We start from the raw sequence: 19,014 nt of genomic DNA on the forward strand, positions 1-19,014 counted from the left end.
TCTCATGTTAGATGCGATCGAATGTGGGAGCGGGCTTGCTCGCGAAGAGGCCAGCAGGCGCGCTGAAAATCAGCCCTTGCGAACCCGCAAGCTGCGCCACAACGCTGCCACCATCAACACACTCACCAGCGCCCAACCCCAGGCCTGCTGGTTTTGCAAACCTTCTTGATACAGTTGCGGCGCAATACCGGCACCGATAATGAAGGTCAGCACGGCGATTTCCCGACGCGGTACGTTCACCGGACGGCACAGGTACACCAGCGCCGGCAGGATGAACGCGACACTAGGGAAGCTGCGATAACGCGGGTCGAACACCAGCTCCAGCATCATCACCGCCGCGGCAAAACCTGCCGCTGCCAGCCACCAGCCGGCGCGACGTTCCAGTGCATTGAAGGCGCGTTCACGCCAGCCGGTGCGAGCGCTCAAGGTCAGCGCGGCATGCGCCAGCACCAACAGATTCAACCCTGTCAGCAAGGCGACCCACAGCCATTCACTGGCAAACCGGGTGGTGACACGGGCCAGATCGCCCCAGGCGCCAATCGAACAGGCCGCCAACGCACCGAGCAGTGGCAGAACCAACGCCGCGCGGGTACTGCGAACGCGACCGCCGAGAATCAGCGTGCCGATGAAGATCAAGCCACCCACCGCCAGCCATTGCGACCAGTACGGTACGTTCGAGACTGGTCCGGCGAGTACGCCCTTATCTTGGCGATCGGCGTCGAACAGTCCCCAATAACCTCCGACCGCACCTTCGCTGGCGCGTTTCCAGGGCTGGTCGAAAGCCTCGATCAGGTTGTAATGCCAGCCTTGCTGTTCGGCCATGATCACAAAGCTGCGAATGAACTTGGCTTCATTGACCCGGCTCGGCAGGGCGGTTTCGCGCTGACGGCCTTCGCTCGGCCAGCCGGTCTCGCCAATCATCACGTCTTTGGGCGCAAATTTGTTGCCGAACACCTGACGCACTTCGGCCACATGCTGCAGCGCGGCGTCGATGTTCGACGGATCGTCTTCCCAGTACGGCAGCAAATGGATGGTCAGGAAGTCTACTGCCGGGGCGATTTCCGGGTGCTTGAGCCAGAATTCCCAGACGTCGGCGTAGGTCACCGGTTGTTTGACCTGACTTTTGACCTTGTTAATCAGCGTTGCCAACTGTGCGCCGGTGACTTCCTTGCGCAGCAGGGTTTCGTTACCTACGATCACTGAGGTCACGACATCGGCGTTGGCATTGGCCGAGGCGATCAGCAGGTCGACCTCCTTGGCGGTGTCCACCGGGTTGCTGTTGACCCAGGCGCCGATCATCAGCTTCAAGCCGTGCTTGCGTGCCAGGTCGGGCAGGGCCTCGAGGCCGGTCATGGAATAAGTGCGGATGCATTCGAAGCGGGTTGCCAGTAGTGCGAGGTCGGCGTCCATGCGCTCGGGGCGCAGTTTGAACGGCACATCGAACGGCGATTGGTCTTTATCGAACGGGGTGTAGGAGGCGCATTGCAGCTTGTGCGTCGCGCTGGCCACGTCCGGCAGGATCACCGGTTTGCCGAGTCCATACCAGAAGCCACCGAGGGCAAAAAGCCCCAGCAGGCAGGCGAATAAATAAGCAAAAAAAGGAAAGCGGGATGTCGCGGGCATGGTCAGGCCGTCTGGGAACAAAGCCGCGCATGTTACCTGCATTTGTCCCGCGCTTGGTGGCCTGCATAATTTTGACATGCAAAGTTCGGGCGGGGTGGCGGATGGAGTTGCGACGGTTGCAATTAATGGCCTTCTGATGTCGTTTCTCGATGCCTTGAGGTCGCTGGCAGAGCAGGTCATCGTGGGCGTCAGGTTGATCATCCAATCGTCAGTACTCCGCTGATGTTTGAACGAGTTTGCAGTGAGGCGTGATGGGGGCGCTGTGCACCATAACAATACGTTGAGCGGCTCGGCATCCGTCGAGCGCAGCACTTTCGGGGAAGTAACGATGAAGATGCGACGACTCTTGGGCGCAGGTGCCGCTTTGGTGCTGGCGATCAGTTCTACAGTGGCCAGTGCTGAAGGCAAGGCAGTGACGATCGGTTATGTAGACGGCTGGTCGGACAGCGTCGCCACGACCAACGTGGCCGCAGAAGTGATCAGGCAGAAACTCGGTTATGACGTGAAGCTGCAAGCGGTTGCCACCGGGATCATGTGGCAGGGTGTGGCCACTGGCAAACTCGACGCCATGCTGTCGGCGTGGCTGCCCGTGACCCACGGTGAATACTGGACCAAGAACAAGGATCAGGTCGTCGATTACGGCCCGAACTTCAAGGATGCGAAAATCGGCCTGATCGTGCCGGAGTACGTCAAGGCCAAGTCTATTGCCGATCTGAAAACCGACGACAGCTTCAAAAACCGTATCGTCGGCATCGACGCCGGTTCAGGCGTGATGCTCAAGTCCGAGCAGGCGATCAAGGACTATGGCCTGGACGGCTACACCCTCAAGGCCAGTTCCGGCGCCGGTATGATTGCCGAGCTGACTCGTGCCGAGAAGAAAAACGAATCCATTGCCGTCACCGGTTGGGTGCCGCACTGGATGTTCGCCAAGTGGAAACTGCGCTTCCTGGACGACCCGAAAGGCGTTTATGGCGCGGCTGAAACCGTGAACAGCATCGGTAGCAAAGGCCTGGATGCCAAAGCACCTGAAGTTGCGAAGTTCCTGAAGAACTTCCAGTGGGCGTCGAAAGACGAAATCGGCGAGGTCATGTTGGCTATTCAGGAGGGCGCCAAGCCTGAAGCCGCAGCGAAAGACTGGATTGCCAAACACCCGGACCGCGTTGCCGACTGGACCAAATGATTTGACCTGAAGCGTCTAGTCAGTATCTCTCAAGGCCCCTTGGCATATATGCCAAGGGGCCTTTTGCTTTTTTATATGTTTAATGCATGCTGAAAAATGGCGACTCTGTCATGTCGTTCTAATACTAAGGTCGTCTGGAACCTGTCCGGCAGCCGCATAGAGTGGATACCGTTCCAACTAAATCTGTGCTGCGAGGATAAAAACAATGAACGACAGCATTTACCTCTCGATTCAAAACAGCTCGCGCTTCAAAGAGCTGGTCAGCAAGAGAGAACGATTCGCCTGGATTCTTTCAGCGATCATGCTTGGGCTGTACTCCGGATTCATCCTTTTGATTGCTTACGGGCCGCATATTCTGGGCGCGAAAATCAGCCCCGAGTCTTCGATTACCTGGGGCATTCCGATCGGAGTCGGGCTGATCGTTTCGGCCTTTATCCTGACGGGCATCTACGTGCGACGCGCCAATGGCGAATTCGACGACTTGAACAATGCGATTCTCAAGGAGGCTCAGCAATGATCCGGCGTCTAATGGCTCTATTGAGCATCGCAGCTTTTGCACCTGGCGCCTGGGCGGCTGACGCCTTGACCGGTGCAGTGACCAAACAACCCCTGAACGTCGCGGCGATCCTGATGTTCGTGGCGTTCGTCGGCGCGACTTTATATATCACTTACTGGGCTTCCAAGAAAAACAACTCGGCCGCCGACTACTATGCGGCGGGCGGCAAGATCACCGGTTTCCAGAACGGTCTGGCGATTGCCGGTGACTACATGTCCGCGGCGTCCTTCCTGGGTATTTCCGCCCTGGTGTTCACCTCGGGCTACGACGGCCTGATCTACTCGATCGGCTTCCTGGTGGGCTGGCCGATCATTCTGTTCCTGATCGCCGAGCGCCTGCGCAACCTGGGCAAGTACACCTTTGCCGACGTGGCGTCCTACCGCCTGGGGCAAACCCAGATTCGCTCGCTGTCCGCTTGCGGTTCGCTGGTGGTGGTGGCGTTCTACCTGATCGCGCAAATGGTGGGTGCCGGTAAACTGATTCAGCTGCTGTTCGGTCTCGACTATCACGTTGCGGTGATCCTGGTCGGTATCCTGATGTGCCTGTACGTGCTGTTCGGCGGCATGCTGGCGACTACCTGGGTGCAGATCATCAAGGCGGTGCTGTTGCTGTCCGGTGCCTCGTTCATGGCGCTGATGGTGATGAAACACGTCAACTTCGACTTCAACGCGCTGTTCTCCGAGGCGATCAAGGTTCACCCTAAAGGTGAAGCGATCATGAGCCCGGGCGGCTTGGTGAAAGATCCGATCTCGGCGTTCTCCCTTGGTCTGGCGCTGATGTTCGGTACCGCTGGCCTGCCGCACATCCTGATGCGCTTCTTCACCGTGAGCGACGCTAAAGAAGCACGTAAAAGCGTGCTGTATGCAACCGGCTTCATTGGCTACTTCTACATCCTGACCTTCATCATCGGCTTCGGCGCGATCCTGCTGGTCAGCACCAACCCGGCCTTCAAAGATGCGGCCGGCGCGCTATTGGGCGGCAACAACATGGCGGCGGTGCACCTGGCCAACGCGGTCGGGGGCAGTATCTTCCTGGGCTTCATCTCGGCGGTGGCGTTCGCAACCATCCTGGCGGTGGTAGCTGGTCTGACCCTGGCCGGCGCATCGGCGGTGTCTCATGACCTGTATGCCAGTGTGATCAAGAAGGGCAAGGCCAACGAGAAGGACGAGATCCGCGTCTCTAAAATCACCACCATCGCTCTGGCGGTGCTGGCGATCGGCCTGGGCATTCTGTTCGAGAAGCAGAACATCGCGTTCATGGTGGGCCTGGCGTTCTCCATCGCGGCGAGCTGCAACTTCCCGGTGCTGCTGCTTTCGATGTACTGGAAGAAGCTGACGACTCGCGGTGCGATGATCGGCGGCTGGCTGGGTCTGGTCAGTGCTGTTGGCTTGATGGTGCTGGGGCCAACCATCTGGGTGCAGATCCTCGGTCACGAGAAGGCGATCTTCCCGTATGAATACCCGGCGCTGTTCTCTATGGCCATTGCGTTTGTCGGGATCTGGTTCTTCTCGATCACTGACAAGTCCGCCGAGGGCGTGAACGAGCGGGCGCTGTTCTTCCCGCAGTTTGTTCGTTCGCAGACCGGGTTGGGGGCGAGTGGGGCGGTTTCGCACTAAGGCTTCTATATATAAGCCGCGCTAAAACGAATGCCCCGGTCGAGAGATCGGGGCATTTTTTATTGGGCGGTTATCGCACTCTGTTCGGCTTGCTCGCGAAGGCGGCCTGATAGCCGACCGTGCTCTTTGATGGTGTACATATCCGTTTCTGCGGTAACGCCGGCTGGCGGTTTCGCTCTTACAGCGAGTCCCTTTTCCAAACGCCGAAAAGGAACCAAAAGGCTTTGCCCCTCCATTCGGTGCCTCGCCTAGGCTCGGCATGCCATAACGAAGGCATTGCTCCGGGGGCCCGCCGCCATCGGCCATCCATGGCCGGGGGCGGCTACCGAGGCATCCTTGCCGCGGTGCCCCCTGCGCAATACCTGCGTTCGGCCTCTGGGAAAGGGGCAACAGATCACGATCAAGATCAAAAGCCAAAGCCAAAGCCAAAGCCAAAGCAACGGCAAGATCAACAGCTTCGCGAGCAAGCCCGCTCCCACAGTTGGACTGGGTACATCCGGGGAAAATTGGTCGGCTGACAGGCGCCATCGCAGCGATGCGGCGACCCGACAAGCCCGCTCCCAAAAAAAATCAGAGCATATCCGCTCTGCTTTTCACCACTCAACAGGCCGAGCGTTAGCTCGCCTGCAGCTTTTGATTTTGACGCACCGCCCCCTCGAGAGGCCGAGTGGAGGTTCTGCGCAGTGGGCAACCCGGCATGGATGCCGGGTTAGCCGCCCCCGGCCATGGATGGCCGATGGCGGCGGGCCCACGGAGCAGGACCGGAGCGAGGGTATGCCGAGCCTAGGCGAGGCACCGAACGACAGGGGCAGAAGCGCTTTGGTTACTTTCGCGCTTTTCGAAAGTGACCCGCTGTAAGAGCGGAACCGCCAGCCGGCGCAACCGAAGAAACGGATATGGACACAACCATAGAGCCCGGTCGGCCCTCAGGCCGCCGCGTCATTCAACGTCAGGCACAAACAAAAACGGCCCCTATCCAATAGAGGCCGTTCCCGGTACAGCTCAAGACATTATCGCAAGACAGGTCTTATTCGCGGTCTTCCAGCTTGGTGATATCACGCGACTCGTAGCCGGTGTACAACTGGCGCGGGCGGCCGATCTTGTACGGGCTGGAGAGCATTTCTTTCCAGTGGGAAATCCAGCCGACGGTCCGCGCCAGCGCGAAGATCACGGTGAACATGCTGGTCGGAATGCCGATCGCCTTGAGGATAATCCCCGAATAAAAGTCGACGTTCGGGTACAGCGAACGCTCGATGAAATACGGATCGGTCAGGGCGATCTCTTCCAGGCGCATGGCCAGTTCGAGTTGCGGATCGTTGGTGATGCCCAGCTCTTTCAGTACTTCGTCGCAGGTTTGCTTCATGACGGTGGCGCGTGGGTCGCGGTTTTTGTAAACCCGGTGACCGAAGCCCATCAATTTGAACGGATCGTTCTTGTCCTTGGCCTTGGCGATGTACTTGTCGATGTTCGAAACATCGCCAATCTCGTCAAGCATGGTCAGAACGGCTTCGTTCGCACCGCCGTGGGCAGGGCCCCACAGTGCAGCGATACCGGCGGCGATACAGGCGAACGGGTTGGCACCCGACGAACCGGCCAGACGTACGGTAGAAGTCGATGCGTTCTGCTCGTGGTCGGCATGGAGGATGAAGATCCGGTCCATGGCCTTGGCGAGTACCGGGCTGATCGGTTTGATCTCGCACGGGGTGTTGAACATCATGTGCAGGAAGTTTTCCGCGTACGACAGGTCGTTGCGCGGGTACATCATGGGTTGGCCCATGGAGTACTTGTAAACCATTGCGGCCAGGGTCGGCATCTTGGCAACCAGGCGGATCGCGGAGATTTCGCGATGCTGCGGGTTATTGATGTCGAGGGAGTCGTGGTAGAAGGCCGAGAGGGCGCCAACTACGCCGCACATGACGGCCATCGGGTGGGCGTCGCGACGGAAGCCGTTGAAGAAGGTCTTCAATTGCTCGTGAACCATGGTGTGGTTCTTCACGGTGCCTACGAACTGGGCCTTCTGTTCTGCGGTCGGCAATTCGCCGTTGAGCAGCAGATAGCAGGTTTCCAGGTAGTCCGACTTTTCAGCCAGCTGTTCGATCGGGTAGCCGCGGTGCAGCAGAATGCCGTTGTCGCCGTCGATGTAGGTGATCTTCGACTCGCACGAGGCAGTCGACATGAAACCAGGGTCAAAGGTGAAACGGCCCGTGGCCGTCAGGCCCCGAACGTCGATAACATCGGGACCAACGGTGCCGGTTAAAATGGGCAGCTCGACGGGGGCTGCGCCCTCGATGATCAACTGCGCTTTTTTGTCAGCCATGTGGCCTCCTATTTATGCTTGAAATCATCAGACAGACCCCCCACGCAGGGCCCGCACCACTATAGTGAGATAAATTCGAATGTCAATTTGCCTAAAGTCTTGCTCCAGAAGGCTTTAACCGGACTTTTTCCTCGAAATTGCCTGCCATTTACGCCTTTTATCTCACTTGTGCAATCAGCTATTAGGGGAAGGCGAACGCGTTGTCATTAGTAGCCTAACTGTCTATACTCGGCCACCGACCGCCAGGGGCTTTTGGGCCTGCTTTATTGGGGGTCGCATCCCTGGGTGGTGGTTACCTGACCAGTGCACTCCCCAACAACTTTGCCCTGATTGTTAGGGGCTCTTCAGTGTGAAAAAAAGCCGTGAAAAGCCAACGACCTGTAAACCTAGACCTAAGGACCATCAAACTCCCCATCACCGGCGTTACGTCGTTTCTTCACCGTGTTTCCGGCATCATCCTCTTCCTGGGCCTTGGCTTCATGCTGTATGCATTGGGCAAGTCTCTGGGTTCCGAGGAAGGTTTTGCCGACGTGAAGGCATGCTTGACCAGTCCGCTGGCCAAGTTCGTAGCATGGGGCCTCCTGTCCGCTCTTCTGTATCACCTGGTAGCCGGTGTGCGCCACTTGATTATGGATATGGGCATCGGTGAGACGCTGGAAGGCGGCAAGCTGGGCTCGCAAATCATTATCGCCGTGTCTGCGGTGTTGATCGTTCTGGCGGGAGTTTGGATATGGTAACCAGCGTTACGAACCTGTCGCGTTCGGGCCTCTATGACTGGATGGCACAGCGTGTGTCTGCGGTCGTTCTCGCGGCTTATTTCATCTTCCTGATCGGATACCTCGTTGCGAATCCTGGCATTGGCTACACCCAATGGCACGAACTGTTCGCAAGCAACTGGATGCGTATCTTCAGTCTGCTGGCCCTTGTGGCCCTGGGCGCTCACGCCTGGGTCGGCATGTGGACCATCGCGACTGACTACCTGACGCCGATGGCGCTGGGCAAGTCCGCGACTGCAGTACGTTTCCTTTTCCAGGCAGTATGCGGCGTTGCGATGTTCGCTTACTTCGTCTGGGGTGTGCAGATTCTCTGGGGTATCTGATCCATGGCTAACATTCCAACGATTTCTTTCGACGCCATCATTATTGGTGGTGGCGGTGCCGGCATGCGCGCAGCGCTGCAGCTGGCACAGGGCGGTCACAAGACTGCCGTGATCACCAAGGTTTTCCCGACTCGTTCGCATACCGTGTCGGCCCAGGGCGGCATCACTTGCGCCATTGCGTCTGCCGATCCGAACGATGACTGGCGCTGGCACATGTACGATACCGTCAAGGGTTCCGACTATATCGGTGACCAGGACGCTATCGAATACATGTGTCAGGAAGGTCCTGCCGCCGTATACGAGTTGGACCATATGGGTATGCCGTTCTCGCGTACCGAACAAGGTCGTATCTATCAGCGTCCGTTCGGTGGTCAGTCCAAGGACTACGGTAAAGGTGGCCAGGCCGCCCGAACCTGCGCCGCTTCCGACCGTACCGGTCACGCGCTGCTGCACACCCTTTATCAGGGCAACCTGAAAGCTGGCACCACGTTCCTGAACGAGTACTACGCTGTTGATCTGGTGAAAAACCAGGAAGGCGCATTCGTCGGCGTGATTGCCATCTGCATCGAAACCGGTGAAACCACCTACATCCGTGCCAAGGCCACTGTATTGGCCACCGGCGGTGCAGGTCGTATCTACGCTTCGACCACCAACGCCCTGATCAACACCGGTGACGGCGTTGGTATGGCGCTGCGTGCCGGCGTACCGGTACAAGATATCGAAATGTGGCAGTTCCACCCGACCGGCATCGCCGGCGCCGGTGTTCTGGTTACTGAAGGTTGCCGTGGTGAAGGTGGTTACCTGATCAACAAGCACGGCGAGCGTTTCATGGAGCGTTATGCTCCGAACGCCAAAGACCTTGCCGGTCGTGACGTTGTTGCCCGTTCGATGGTTAAAGAAATCATTGCCGGTAACGGTTGCGGTCCGAATGGCGACCACGTAATGCTCAAACTCGACCACCTGGGCGAGGAAGTGCTGCACAGCCGTCTGCCAGGCATCTGCGAACTGTCCAAGACTTTCGCACACGTTGACCCTGTTGTTGCTCCGGTTCCGGTTGTTCCGACCTGCCACTATATGATGGGCGGCGTTCCGACCAACATTCACGGTCAGGCAATCACCCAGAACGACGAAGGCGTAGACGAAATCATCCCTGGCCTGTTCGCAGTGGGTGAAGTGGCGTGCGTATCGGTTCACGGCGCCAACCGTCTGGGCGGCAACTCGCTGCTCGACCTGGTGGTATTCGGCCGCGCTGCCGGCCTGCACCTGGAAAAAGCGCTGACCGACGGTATCGAATACGATGAGGCCACCGACGCTGACATCACCGCGGCCCTGGCACGTCTGTCCGCTTTGAACGAGCGTACCGAAGGTGAAGACGTGGCAACCCTGCGTCGCGAACTGCAAAACTGCATGCAGAACTACTTCGGTGTGTTCCGCACCGGCGAATACATGCAGAAGGGTATTGCTCAGCTGGCTGATCTGCGTGGCCGTATCGCCAACGTCAAGATCAACGACAAGAGCCAGGCGTTCAACACCGCGCGTATCGAAGCGCTGGAACTGCAGAACCTGCTGGAAGTGGCCGAAGCCACTGCCATCGCTGCAGAAGTACGCAAAGAGTCCCGCGGTGCTCACGCCCGTGAAGACTTCGAAGACCGTGACGACGAAAACTGGCTGTGCCACACCCTGTACTTCCCGGGTGACAAGCGCGTGACCAAGCGTGCTGTGAACTTCTCGCCGAAGACTGTTCCGACTTTTGAACCTAAGATTCGGACTTATTAAGGGTGGCCGCCATGTTGCAAGTCAGTGTTTATCGTTACAACCCTGATCAGGACGCTGCGCCGTTCATGCAGGAATTCCAGGTTGATACCGGTGGTAAAGACCTGATGGTGCTGGACGTGCTGGCCCTGATCAAAGAGCAGGACGAAGGTTTTTCCTATCGTCGCTCTTGCCGTGAAGGTGTTTGCGGTTCCGACGGCATGAACATCAACGGCAAGAACGGTCTGGCATGCATCACGCCGCTGTCTGCCGTCGTAAAACGTAACAAGCTGATCGTTCGTCCGTTGCCAGGTTTGCCGGTTATCCGTGACCTGGTCGTCGATATGAGCATCTTCTACAAGCAATACGAAAAGGTTAAGCCATACCTGCAGAACGACACGCCGGCTCCGGCCATCGAGCGTCTGCAGTCCCCTGAAGAGCGTGAAAAGCTCGACGGTCTGTACGAGTGCATCCTGTGCGCTTGCTGCTCGACTTCGTGCCCGTCCTTCTGGTGGAACCCGGACAAGTTCCTGGGTCCGGCTGCTCTGCTGCAAGCCTATCGCTTCCTGGCAGACAGCCGCGACAACAAGACATCCGAGCGTCTGGCTTCGCTGGATGACCCGTTCAGCGTATTCCGCTGCCGGGGCATCATGAACTGCGTCAACGTTTGTCCGAAAGGCCTGAACCCGACTAAGGCCATCGGTCACATTCGTAACATGCTGCTGCAAAGCGGCGTGTGATTCAGCTGCTGTACCCGTAGGACCGCTGTACCCGTAGATGCTACGGCGCAGGCTTCAACCGGCGCCGTAGTTTTAACCTGAGCAGCAGCTTATAAGGCTGCGGCTCTTATTTTGAAGAAATGAGACAAGCAGGGGCATCCGGGCTGGTACCCGGACTATCAGCGTGATCCTAAGTGGCTTGTTTTAGTCGCTGCATTCGGACTTCTGCAAGTTTTCTCGGTGTCGACGCCGGTGGTGTTCCCCTAACCGAGGGTGACCAAGCATGCAAGAAAGCGTGATGCAGCGCATGTGGAACAGCGCCTACCTATCCGGTAGTAACGCTGCCTATGTGGAAGAGCTCTACGAGCTCTACCTGCACGACCCTAACGCTGTGCCAGAAGAGTGGCGCACCTACTTCCAGAAGTTGCCTGCTGATGGCAACACTGCCACCGATGTTTCGCACTCCACAATTCGCGATCATTTCGTCTTGCTGGCAAAGAACCAGCGCCGCGCCCAACCGGTTTCCGCCGGCAGCGTGAGCAGTGAGCACGAGAAGAAGCAAGTTGAAGTGCTGCGATTGATCCAGGCCTACCGTATGCGTGGCCACCAGGCAGCCCAGCTTGACCCGCTGGGGCTGTGGCAGCGTCCTGCACCTGCAGACCTGTCAATCAATCATTACGGCTTGACCAATGCCGATCTTGATACGACCTTCCGTGCCGGCGACCTGTTCATCGGCAAAGAGGAGGCGAGCCTACGCGAAATTCACGAAGCGTTGCAGCAGACATATTGCCGCACCATCGGCGCTGAATTTACGCATATCACCGATTCCGAGCAGCGCCAGTGGTTCCAGCAGCGTCTGGAAAGCGTGCGCGGCCGTCCGACGTACTCCGTCGACATCAAGAGCCACCTGCTTGAGCGCGTCACCGCCGGCGAAGGCCTGGAAAAATACCTCGGGACCAAATACCCGGGTACCAAGCGTTTCGGTCTGGAAGGCGGCGAGAGCCTGATTCCGATGCTCGACGAGCTGATCCAGCGTTCCGGTTCCTACGGCACCAAGGAAATCGTGATCGGCATGGCCCACCGTGGTCGTCTGAACGTACTGGTCAATACCTTCGGCAAGAACCCGCGCGAGCTGTTCGACGAGTTCGAAGGCAAGAAGAAGGTCGAGCTGGGGTCCGGTGACGTTAAATATCACCAGGGCTTCTCGTCCAACGTGATGACCACCGGCGGTGAAGTTCACCTGGCCATGGCGTTCAACCCTTCTCACCTGGAAATCGTTTCCCCGGTGGTCGAGGGTTCGGTTCGCGCCCGTCAGGATCGTCGTAACGACCCTACCGGCGAGAAGGTTCTGCCGATCTCCATCCACGGTGACGCGGCATTCGCCGGTCAGGGTGTGGTGATGGAAACCTTCCAGATGTCGCAGACCCGCGGTTTCAAGACCGGCGGCACCGTGCACATCGTGATCAACAACCAGGTCGGTTTCACCATCAGCAACCCGCTGGACTCGCGCTCCACCGAGTACGCGACCGACGTTGCGAAGATGATCCAGGCGCCGATCCTCCATGTAAATGGTGATGATCCGGAAGCCGTGTTGTTCGTGACCCAGCTGGCCATCGACTACCGCATGCAGTTCAAGCGTGACGTGGTGATCGACCTGGTCTGCTACCGCCGTCGCGGCCACAACGAGGCCGACGAGCCTAGCGGCACCCAGCCAATTATGTATCAGCAGATCACCAAACAGCGCACCACCCGTGAGCTGTATGCCGATCGTCTGACCCAGGGCGGTGTGCTGGACGCAGAACGTGTTCAGGCGAAAGTCGACGAATACCGCAATGCGCTGGACAACGGTCTGCATGTTGTAAAAAGCCTGGTCAAAGAGCCGAACAAAGAGTTGTTCGTGGACTGGCGTCCGTATCTGGGCCACGCCTGGACCGCGCGTCACGACACTCGCTTCGATCTGAAAACCTTGCAGGAACTGTCCGCCAAGCTGCTGGAAATTCCAGAAGGCTTCGTGGTTCAGCGCCAAGTCTCGAAAATCTACGAAGACCGTCAGAAAATGCAAGCCGGCGGCCTGCCGATCAACTGGGGTTACGCCGAAACCATGGCGTACGCGACCCTGGCGTTCGAAGGTCACCCGATTCGCATGACGGGTCAGGACATCGGTCGCGGTACGTTCTCGCACCGTCACGCTGTCTTGCACAACCAGAAAGACGCGGGTACCTACGTCCCGCTGCAAAACCTGTACAAGGGCCAGCCACGTTTCGACCTGTACGATTCGTTCCTGTCCGAAGAAGCCGTGCTGGCGTTCGAATACGGTTACTCGACCACCACGCCTGAGGCGCTGGTGATCTGGGAAGCCCAGTTCGGCGACTTCGCCAACGGTGCCCAAGTGGTTATCGACCAGTTCATCACCAGTGGCGAGCACAAGTGGGGTCGTCTCTGCGGTCTGACCATGCTGCTGCCGCACGGTTATGAAGGTCAGGGTCCAGAGCACTCTTCGGCTCGTCTGGAGCGTTACCTGCAGCTGTGCGCCGAGCACAATATTCAGGTCGCCGTTCCGACTACGCCGGCTCAGATCTACCACTTGCTGCGTCGTCAGGTGATTCGCCCGCTGCGCAAGCCGTTGATCGTTCTGACTCCGAAGTCGCTGCTGCGTCACAAACTGGCCATCTCGACTCTGGAAGATCTGGCCGAAGGTTCGTTCCAGACCGTTATCCCGGAAATCGATGCCCTGGACCCGAAAAAGGTCGAGCGCGTTGTTCTGTGTAGCGGCAAGGTCTACTACGACCTGCTGGAAAAACGCCGTGCCGAAGGTCGTGATGACATCGCCATCGTGCGTATCGAGCAGCTGTACCCATTCCCTGAGGACGACTTGAACGAAGTCCTGGCTCCGTACACCAACCTCAAACATATCGTTTGGTGTCAGGAAGAGCCGATGAACCAGGGGGCCTGGTACTGCAGCCAACACCACATGCGCCGCATCGTTGGCAATCACGACAAGTCTCTCGTACTCGAGTACGCGGGCCGTGATGCTTCTGCTGCCCCTGCTTGTGGTTATGCATCGATGCACGCTGAGCAGCAGGAACAACTGCTGCAAGACGCCTTTACTGTTTAACGCCTTCGCGCACCTGAAACCGAATTTAAGGACCCACAGATAATGGCTATCGAAATCAAAGCCCCCACTTTCCCGGAATCGGTTGCCGATGGCACCGTTGCCACCTGGCACAAAAAACCGGGCGACGCCGTCAAGCGTGACGAACTGATCGTCGACATCGAAACTGACAAAGTCGTACTGGAAGTGTTGGCTACCGCTGACGGCGTGCTGGGCGCTATCGTCAAGAACGAAGGCGACACCGTTCTGTCCGACGAAGTTCTGGGCTCCATCGGTGAGGGCAGTGCTGCTGCCGCTCCAGCCGCCGCTGCTGCACCTGCTGCCGCTGCCGCTGCTCCTGCCGAAGCGGGCGAAGACGATCCTGTTGCTGCACCGGCTGCTCGCAAGCTGGCTGAAGAAAACGGCATCAACATCGCTTCCGTTGCCGGCACTGGCAAAGGCGGTCGTGTGACCAAGGAAGACGTGGTAGCAGCTGTTGCCGCCAAGAAAGCCGCTCCGGCTGCCGCGCCTGCCAAGGCTGCTGCGCCTGCCGCTGCTGCTCCAGTGTTCGCTGCCGGCGATCGCATCGAGAAGCGCGTACCGATGACCCGCGTGCGGGCCACCGTTGCCAAGCGTCTGGTTGAAGCTCAATCGAACATGGCAATGCTGACCACTTTCAACGAAGTCGACATGACCGAAGTCATGGCGTTGCGTTCGAAGTACAAGGATCTCTTTGAGAAGAGCCATAACGGTGTGCGCCTGGGCTTCATGTCGTTCTTCGTCAAGGCTGCCACCGAAGCGCTGAAACGCTTCCCGGCTGTCAACGCGTCGATCGACGGTGCCGACATCGTTTACCACGGCTACGCTGACGTCGGTGTTGCTGTTTCCAGCGACCGCGGTCTGGTTGTACCGGTTCTGCGTAACGCCGAACTGATGAGCCTGGCTGAAATCGAAGGCGGCATCGCCACCTTCGGCAAGAAGGCTCGTGACGGCAAGCTGTCGATGGACGAAATGACCGGTGGTACGTTCACCATCACCAACGGTGGTACTTTCGGTTCGATGATGTCGACCCCGATCGTCAACCCGCCACAAGCGGCCATCCTGGGCATGCACAACATTCTGCAGCGTCCTATGGCGATCAACGGTCAAGTCGTTATCCGTCCGATGATGTACCTCGCTCTGTCCTACGATCACCGTTTGATCGACGGCAAAGAAGCTGTGACCTTCCTGGTTACCATCAAGAACCTGCTGGAAGACCCGGCTCGTTTGCTGCTGGATATCTGATTTCGTTGCACGGGCCGCTCAGCGATGGGCGGCCCTTCTGTAATGACCAGCTTCGTCCCACGACGGTCCCCAAAAGGGGCCGTCCGGTTTGATTCGAGAAGGAATGACACATGACTCAGAAATTCGACGTGGTAGTGATTGGCGCGGGCCCTGGCGGCTACGTGGCTGCCATTAAAGCAGCGCAACTGGGCCTCTCCACTGCCTGCATCGAGAAATACACCGACAAGGAAGGCAAACTGGCCCTCGGCGGTACTTGCCTGAACGTCGGCTGCATTCCATCCAAGGCGCTGCTGGACAGCTCCTGGAAGTTCCACGAAGCCCAAGATGGCTTCGCGATCCACGGTATCAATCACGCTGGCGTGACCATGGACGTGCCAGCAATGGTCGGCCGTAAAGCCAACATCGTCAAAGGCCTGACCTCGGGTGTTGCGACCCTGTTCAAGGCAAACGGTGTGACCTCGATCCAGGGCCACGGCAAACTGCTGGCCGGCAAGAAAGTCGAAGTCACCAAGCCTGACGGTTCGGTAGAAATCATTGAAGCCGAGAACGTGATTCTGGCTCCAGGTTCGCGTCCGATCGACATTCCACCGGCTCCGGTCGACCAGAATGTGATCGTCGATTCCACCGGCGCGCTGGAATTCCAATCGGTTCCAAAACGTCTGGGCGTGATTGGCGCTGGCGTGATCGGTCTGGAACTGGGTTCGGTCTGGTCCCGTCTGGGCGCAGAAGTTACCGTTCTCGAAGCGCTGGACACCTTCCTGATGGCCGCTGACGCTGCCGTTTCCAAGGAAGCGCTGAAAACCCTGACCAAACAAGGTCTGGACATCAAGCTGGGCGCTCGCGTTACCGGTTCCAAAGTGAACGGCGACGAAGTCGTTGTGAACTACACCGATGCCAACGGCGAACAGAACATCACGTTCGACAAGTTGATCGTAGCCGTTGGTCGCCGTCCGGTGACCACTGATCTGCTGGCTGCTGATTGCGGCGTGACCCTGGACGAGCGCGGTTTCGTGCACGTTGACGATCACTGCGCCACCACCGTACCGGGCGTTTACGCCATCGGTGACGTGGTTCGCGGCATGATGCTGGCACACAAAGCCTCGGAAGAGGGCATCATGGTCGTTGAGCGCATCAAGGGCCACAAAGCCCAGATGAACTATGATTTGATCCCGTCAGTTATTTATACTCACCCGGAAATCGCGTGGGTCGGCAAAACCGAGCAGACCTTGAAGGCTGAAGGCGTTGAAGTTAACGTTGGCACCTTCCCGTTCGCAGCCAGTGGCCGTGCCATGGCAGCCAACGACACCGGCGGTTTCGTGAAAGTCATTGCTGATGCCAAGACTGACCGCGTATTGGGCGTCCACGTGATTGGCCCGAGCGCTGCAGAACTGGTTCAGCAGGGCGCGATCGGTATGGAATTCGGCACCAGCGCTGAAGACCTGGGCATGATGGTTTTCTCCCATCCGACCCTGTCTGAAGCCTTGCACGAAGCAGCTTTGGCTGTGAATGGCGGCGCCATCCACATCGCCAACCGCAAGAAGCGTTAAGACAATAAGAAACCACGGCGGTACGGCCCGTCGTGAGCCTTGCATGCAAGACTCACCGCGGAATGTCCGCTGGACGCAGTCTTGCGTAGCTCAGCTACGCAAGCAGCAGTCACAGGTGGTGCGGCACTTCAACTAGTGCAGCACCGAATGCGCAGTACCTAACGAAGACGGTAATAAGCATGAATCTTCACGAGTATCAGGGTAAGCAGCTGTTCGCTGAGTACGGCCTGCCAGTTTCCACCGGCTACGCAGTAGACACCCCGGAAGCAGCAGCAGAAGCTTGCGACAAAATCGGCGGCACCGAGTGGGTTGTCAAAGCCCAGGTCCACGCTGGTGGTCGCGGTAAAGCGGGCGGCGTAAAGCTGGTTCGCAGCAAAGAAGACGCCAAAGCATTCGCTCAACAGTGGTTGGGCAAGCGTCTGGTGACTTACCAGACTGATGCCAATGGTCAGCCAGTCACCAAGATCCTGGTTGAATCGTGCACTGATATCGCTAAAGAGCTGTACCTGGGCGCTGTCGTTGACCGTTCGAGCCGTCGCATCGTGTTCATGGCTTCCACCGAAGGTGGCGTGGACATCGAGAAAATCGCTCACGACACCCCTGAAAAAATCCTCAAGGCCACTATCGATCCACTGGTTGGCGCTCAGCCATTCCAGGGTCGCGAGCTGGCATTCCAGCTGGGTCTGGAAGGCAAGCAAGTTGCTCAGTTCGCCAAGATCTTCGTAGGTCTGGCCAAGCTGTTCAAGGATCACGACTTGGCTCTGCTGGAAGTGAACCCGCTGGTGATCAAGGCTGACGGCGATCTGCATTGCCTCGACGCCAAGATCAACATCGACGCCAACGCCATGTACCGTCAGCCTAAGCTGAAGACTTTCCACGATCCGTCGCAAGACGATCCGCGCGAAGCGCACGCTGCCAAGTTCGAACTGAACTACGTAGCACTGGAAGGCAACATCGGTTGCATGGTCAACGGTGCTGGCCTGGCCATGGGTACCATGGACATCGTCAACCTGCATGGCGGCAAACCAGCCAACTTCCTCGACGTGGGCGGCGGTGCTACCAAAGAACGCGTTACCGAAGCGTTCAAGATCATCCTGTCCGACACTAACGTCGCTGCAGTATTGGTCAACATCTTCGGCGGCATCGTTCGTTGCGACATGATTGCCGAAGGCATCATCGGTGCTGTGAAAGAAGTCGGCGTGAAAATCCCGGTTGTTGTTCGCCTTGAAGGCAACAACGCTGAGCTGGGCGCTAAAGTACTGGCAGAAAGCGGTTTGAACATCATCGCTGCTACCAGCCTGACCGACGCTGCTCAACAAGTCGTTAAAGCTGCGGAGGGCAAATAATGAGCGTCCTGATCAATAAAGACACCAAAGTTATCTGCCAGGGTATTACCGGTTCGCAAGGTAGTTTCCACACCCAGCAAGCCATCGAATACGGCACCAAGATGGTGGGTGGCGTAACTCCTGGCAAAGGCGGCACCGAGCACCTGGGCCTGCCAGTGTTCAACACCGTGAAAGACGCTGTAGCTGCCACTGGCGCCACCGCCAGCGTGATCTACGTTCCAGCTCCTTTCTGCAAGGACTCCATCCTGGAAGCAGCATTCGGCGGCATCAAGCTGATCGTTTGCATCACTGAAGGCATTCCTACCCTGGACATGCTGGATGCCAAGGTCAAGTGCGACGAACTGGGCGTAGTCCTGATCGGTCCTAACTGCCCAGGCGTGATCACTCCAGGCGAATGCAAGATCGGCATCATGCCAGGTCACATTCACTTGCCAGGCAAGGTCGGTATCGTTTCCCGTTCCGGCACCCTGACCTACGAAGCTGTGAAGCAGACTACTGACGCCGGTTTCGGTCAGTCGACTTGCGTCGGCATCGGTGGTGACCCGATCCCGGGTTCGAACTTCATCGACATCCTGAAGCTGTTCCAGGAAGACCCGAAGACCGAAGCGATCGTAATGATCGGTGAGATCGGCGGTTCGGCTGAAGAAGAAGCGGCTGCCTACATCAAGGCAAACGTGACCAAGCCGGTTGTTTCCTACATCGCTGGTGTGACTGCCCCTGCGGGCAAGCGCATGGGCCATGCTGGCGCAATCATCTCTGGCGGCAAAGGCACTGCAGACGAGAAGTTTGCTGCCCTGGAAGACGCAGGCGTTAAAACCGTGCGTTCGCTGGCAGACATCGGCAAGGCTTTGTCCGAGCTGACCGGTTGGGCGATCAAGTAAGCC

14 protein-coding genes are annotated in these 19,014 nt (G+C 58.0%); 12 read left to right on the plus strand and 2 right to left on the minus strand.

The genetic code is table 11. The annotated features are described in order from the left end of the window. Window positions 1-69: 69 nt before the first annotated feature. Window positions 70-1,665: a glycoside hydrolase family 17 protein gene (locus AB7M29_RS11790; protein WP_454246896.1), complete on the minus strand. Its 1,596-nt coding sequence runs from the start codon at window positions 1,663-1,665 to the stop codon at window positions 70-72. 286 nt (window positions 1,666-1,951) lie between these two features. On the opposite strand from AB7M29_RS11790, the gene AB7M29_RS11795 reads away from it, so the two are divergent. The 3 genes from AB7M29_RS11795 to AB7M29_RS11805 all read left to right on the plus strand — a co-directional run bounded on the left by AB7M29_RS11795 (window position 1,952) and on the right by AB7M29_RS11805 (window position 4,975). Continuing rightward, a complete protein-coding gene (locus AB7M29_RS11795) occupies window positions 1,952-2,803 on the plus strand; it encodes a glycine betaine ABC transporter substrate-binding protein (protein WP_217858076.1) in 852 nt (283 codons plus the stop codon). 205 nt (window positions 2,804-3,008) lie between these two features. Further along, on the plus strand, window positions 3,009-3,320 hold the full coding sequence (locus AB7M29_RS11800; RefSeq protein ID WP_007894282.1) for a DUF485 domain-containing protein: 312 nt from the start codon (window positions 3,009-3,011) through the stop codon (window positions 3,318-3,320). After that, window positions 3,317-4,975, plus strand: a complete 1,659-nt coding sequence (locus AB7M29_RS11805) for a cation acetate symporter (protein WP_217858075.1) — start codon at window positions 3,317-3,319, stop codon at window positions 4,973-4,975. Before AB7M29_RS11800 ends, AB7M29_RS11805 begins: the two co-directional genes overlap by 4 nt. A gap of 1,027 nt (window positions 4,976-6,002) precedes the next feature. Here the strand turns inward: AB7M29_RS11805 and gltA are convergent. After that, window positions 6,003-7,292 carry a citrate synthase gene (gene gltA / locus AB7M29_RS11810; protein ID WP_007898998.1) on the minus strand — a complete coding sequence of 430 codons (1,290 nt, stop codon included), beginning with the start codon at window positions 7,290-7,292 and terminating at the stop codon, window positions 6,003-6,005. Window positions 7,293-7,654: 362 nt separating this feature from the next. On the opposite strand from gltA, the gene sdhC reads away from it, so the two are divergent. From sdhC to sucD, 9 genes are all read left to right on the plus strand, one after another. Further along, complete coding sequence (gene sdhC, locus AB7M29_RS11815; RefSeq protein WP_123360162.1) at window positions 7,655-8,029, plus strand: succinate dehydrogenase, cytochrome b556 subunit; 375 nt, start codon at window positions 7,655-7,657, stop codon at window positions 8,027-8,029. Beyond that, window positions 8,023-8,391, plus strand: coding sequence for a succinate dehydrogenase, hydrophobic membrane anchor protein (sdhD, locus tag AB7M29_RS11820; protein ID WP_052967227.1), 369 nt, complete (start codon window positions 8,023-8,025; stop codon window positions 8,389-8,391). The genes sdhC and sdhD overlap by 7 nt, the downstream gene beginning before the upstream one ends. Before the next feature lie 3 nt (window positions 8,392-8,394). Beyond that, window positions 8,395-10,167 (plus strand): succinate dehydrogenase flavoprotein subunit, encoded by a 1,773-nt coding sequence (gene sdhA / locus AB7M29_RS11825; protein ID WP_123720740.1) that lies wholly within the window; start codon window positions 8,395-8,397, stop codon window positions 10,165-10,167. An 11-nt stretch (window positions 10,168-10,178) separates the two neighbouring features. Beyond that, on the plus strand, window positions 10,179-10,883 hold the full coding sequence (locus tag AB7M29_RS11830) for a succinate dehydrogenase iron-sulfur subunit (protein ID WP_007898989.1): 705 nt from the start codon (window positions 10,179-10,181) through the stop codon (window positions 10,881-10,883). Between the two features lie 262 nt (window positions 10,884-11,145). Further along, a complete protein-coding gene (locus AB7M29_RS11835; protein WP_007898987.1) occupies window positions 11,146-13,977 on the plus strand; it encodes a 2-oxoglutarate dehydrogenase E1 component in 2,832 nt (943 codons plus the stop codon). 42 nt (window positions 13,978-14,019) lie between these two features. After that, window positions 14,020-15,237 (plus strand): 2-oxoglutarate dehydrogenase complex dihydrolipoyllysine-residue succinyltransferase, encoded by a 1,218-nt coding sequence (odhB, locus tag AB7M29_RS11840; RefSeq protein ID WP_007898985.1) that lies wholly within the window; start codon window positions 14,020-14,022, stop codon window positions 15,235-15,237. A 110-nt stretch (window positions 15,238-15,347) separates the two neighbouring features. Beyond that, window positions 15,348-16,784, plus strand: coding sequence for a dihydrolipoyl dehydrogenase (gene lpdA / locus AB7M29_RS11845; protein WP_007898983.1), 1,437 nt, complete (start codon window positions 15,348-15,350; stop codon window positions 16,782-16,784). A 179-nt stretch (window positions 16,785-16,963) separates the two neighbouring features. After that, window positions 16,964-18,130 (plus strand): ADP-forming succinate--CoA ligase subunit beta, encoded by a 1,167-nt coding sequence (gene sucC / locus AB7M29_RS11850; RefSeq protein WP_007898980.1) that lies wholly within the window; start codon window positions 16,964-16,966, stop codon window positions 18,128-18,130. Then, the gene (sucD, locus tag AB7M29_RS11855; RefSeq protein ID WP_007898976.1) at window positions 18,130-19,011 is read left to right on the plus strand and encodes a succinate--CoA ligase subunit alpha; all 882 of its coding nucleotides are present in this window, start codon (window positions 18,130-18,132) and stop codon (window positions 19,009-19,011) included. Before sucC ends, sucD begins: the two co-directional genes overlap by 1 nt. The last annotated feature ends 3 nt before the right edge of the window (window positions 19,012-19,014 follow it).

The sequence above is a fragment of the Pseudomonas sp. F-14 TE3623 genome (assembly GCF_053629015.1).

Excerpts from the sequence above, each read along its gene's own strand:
- gltA (WP_007898998.1), bottom strand. The coding sequence starts at position 7,292 with ATGGCTGACAAAAAAGCGCAGTTGATCATCGAGGGCGCAGCCCCCGTC.
- AB7M29_RS11800 (WP_007894282.1), top strand. The coding sequence starts at position 3,009 with ATGAACGACAGCATTTACCTCTCGATTCAAAACAGCTCGCGCTTCAAA.
- lpdA (WP_007898983.1), top strand. The coding sequence starts at position 15,348 with ATGACTCAGAAATTCGACGTGGTAGTGATTGGCGCGGGCCCTGGCGGC.
- sucC (WP_007898980.1), top strand. The coding sequence starts at position 16,964 with ATGAATCTTCACGAGTATCAGGGTAAGCAGCTGTTCGCTGAGTACGGC.
- sdhA (WP_123720740.1), top strand. The coding sequence starts at position 8,395 with ATGGCTAACATTCCAACGATTTCTTTCGACGCCATCATTATTGGTGGT.
- AB7M29_RS11795 (WP_217858076.1), top strand. The coding sequence starts at position 1,952 with ATGAAGATGCGACGACTCTTGGGCGCAGGTGCCGCTTTGGTGCTGGCG.
- AB7M29_RS11830 (WP_007898989.1), top strand. The coding sequence starts at position 10,179 with ATGTTGCAAGTCAGTGTTTATCGTTACAACCCTGATCAGGACGCTGCG.
- sucD (WP_007898976.1), top strand. The coding sequence starts at position 18,130 with ATGAGCGTCCTGATCAATAAAGACACCAAAGTTATCTGCCAGGGTATT.
- AB7M29_RS11835 (WP_007898987.1), top strand. The coding sequence starts at position 11,146 with ATGCAAGAAAGCGTGATGCAGCGCATGTGGAACAGCGCCTACCTATCC.
- sdhD (WP_052967227.1), top strand. The coding sequence starts at position 8,023 with ATGGTAACCAGCGTTACGAACCTGTCGCGTTCGGGCCTCTATGACTGG.
- AB7M29_RS11805 (WP_217858075.1), top strand. The coding sequence starts at position 3,317 with ATGATCCGGCGTCTAATGGCTCTATTGAGCATCGCAGCTTTTGCACCT.
- AB7M29_RS11790 (WP_454246896.1), bottom strand. The coding sequence starts at position 1,665 with ATGCAGGTAACATGCGCGGCTTTGTTCCCAGACGGCCTGACCATGCCC.
- odhB (WP_007898985.1), top strand. The coding sequence starts at position 14,020 with ATGGCTATCGAAATCAAAGCCCCCACTTTCCCGGAATCGGTTGCCGAT.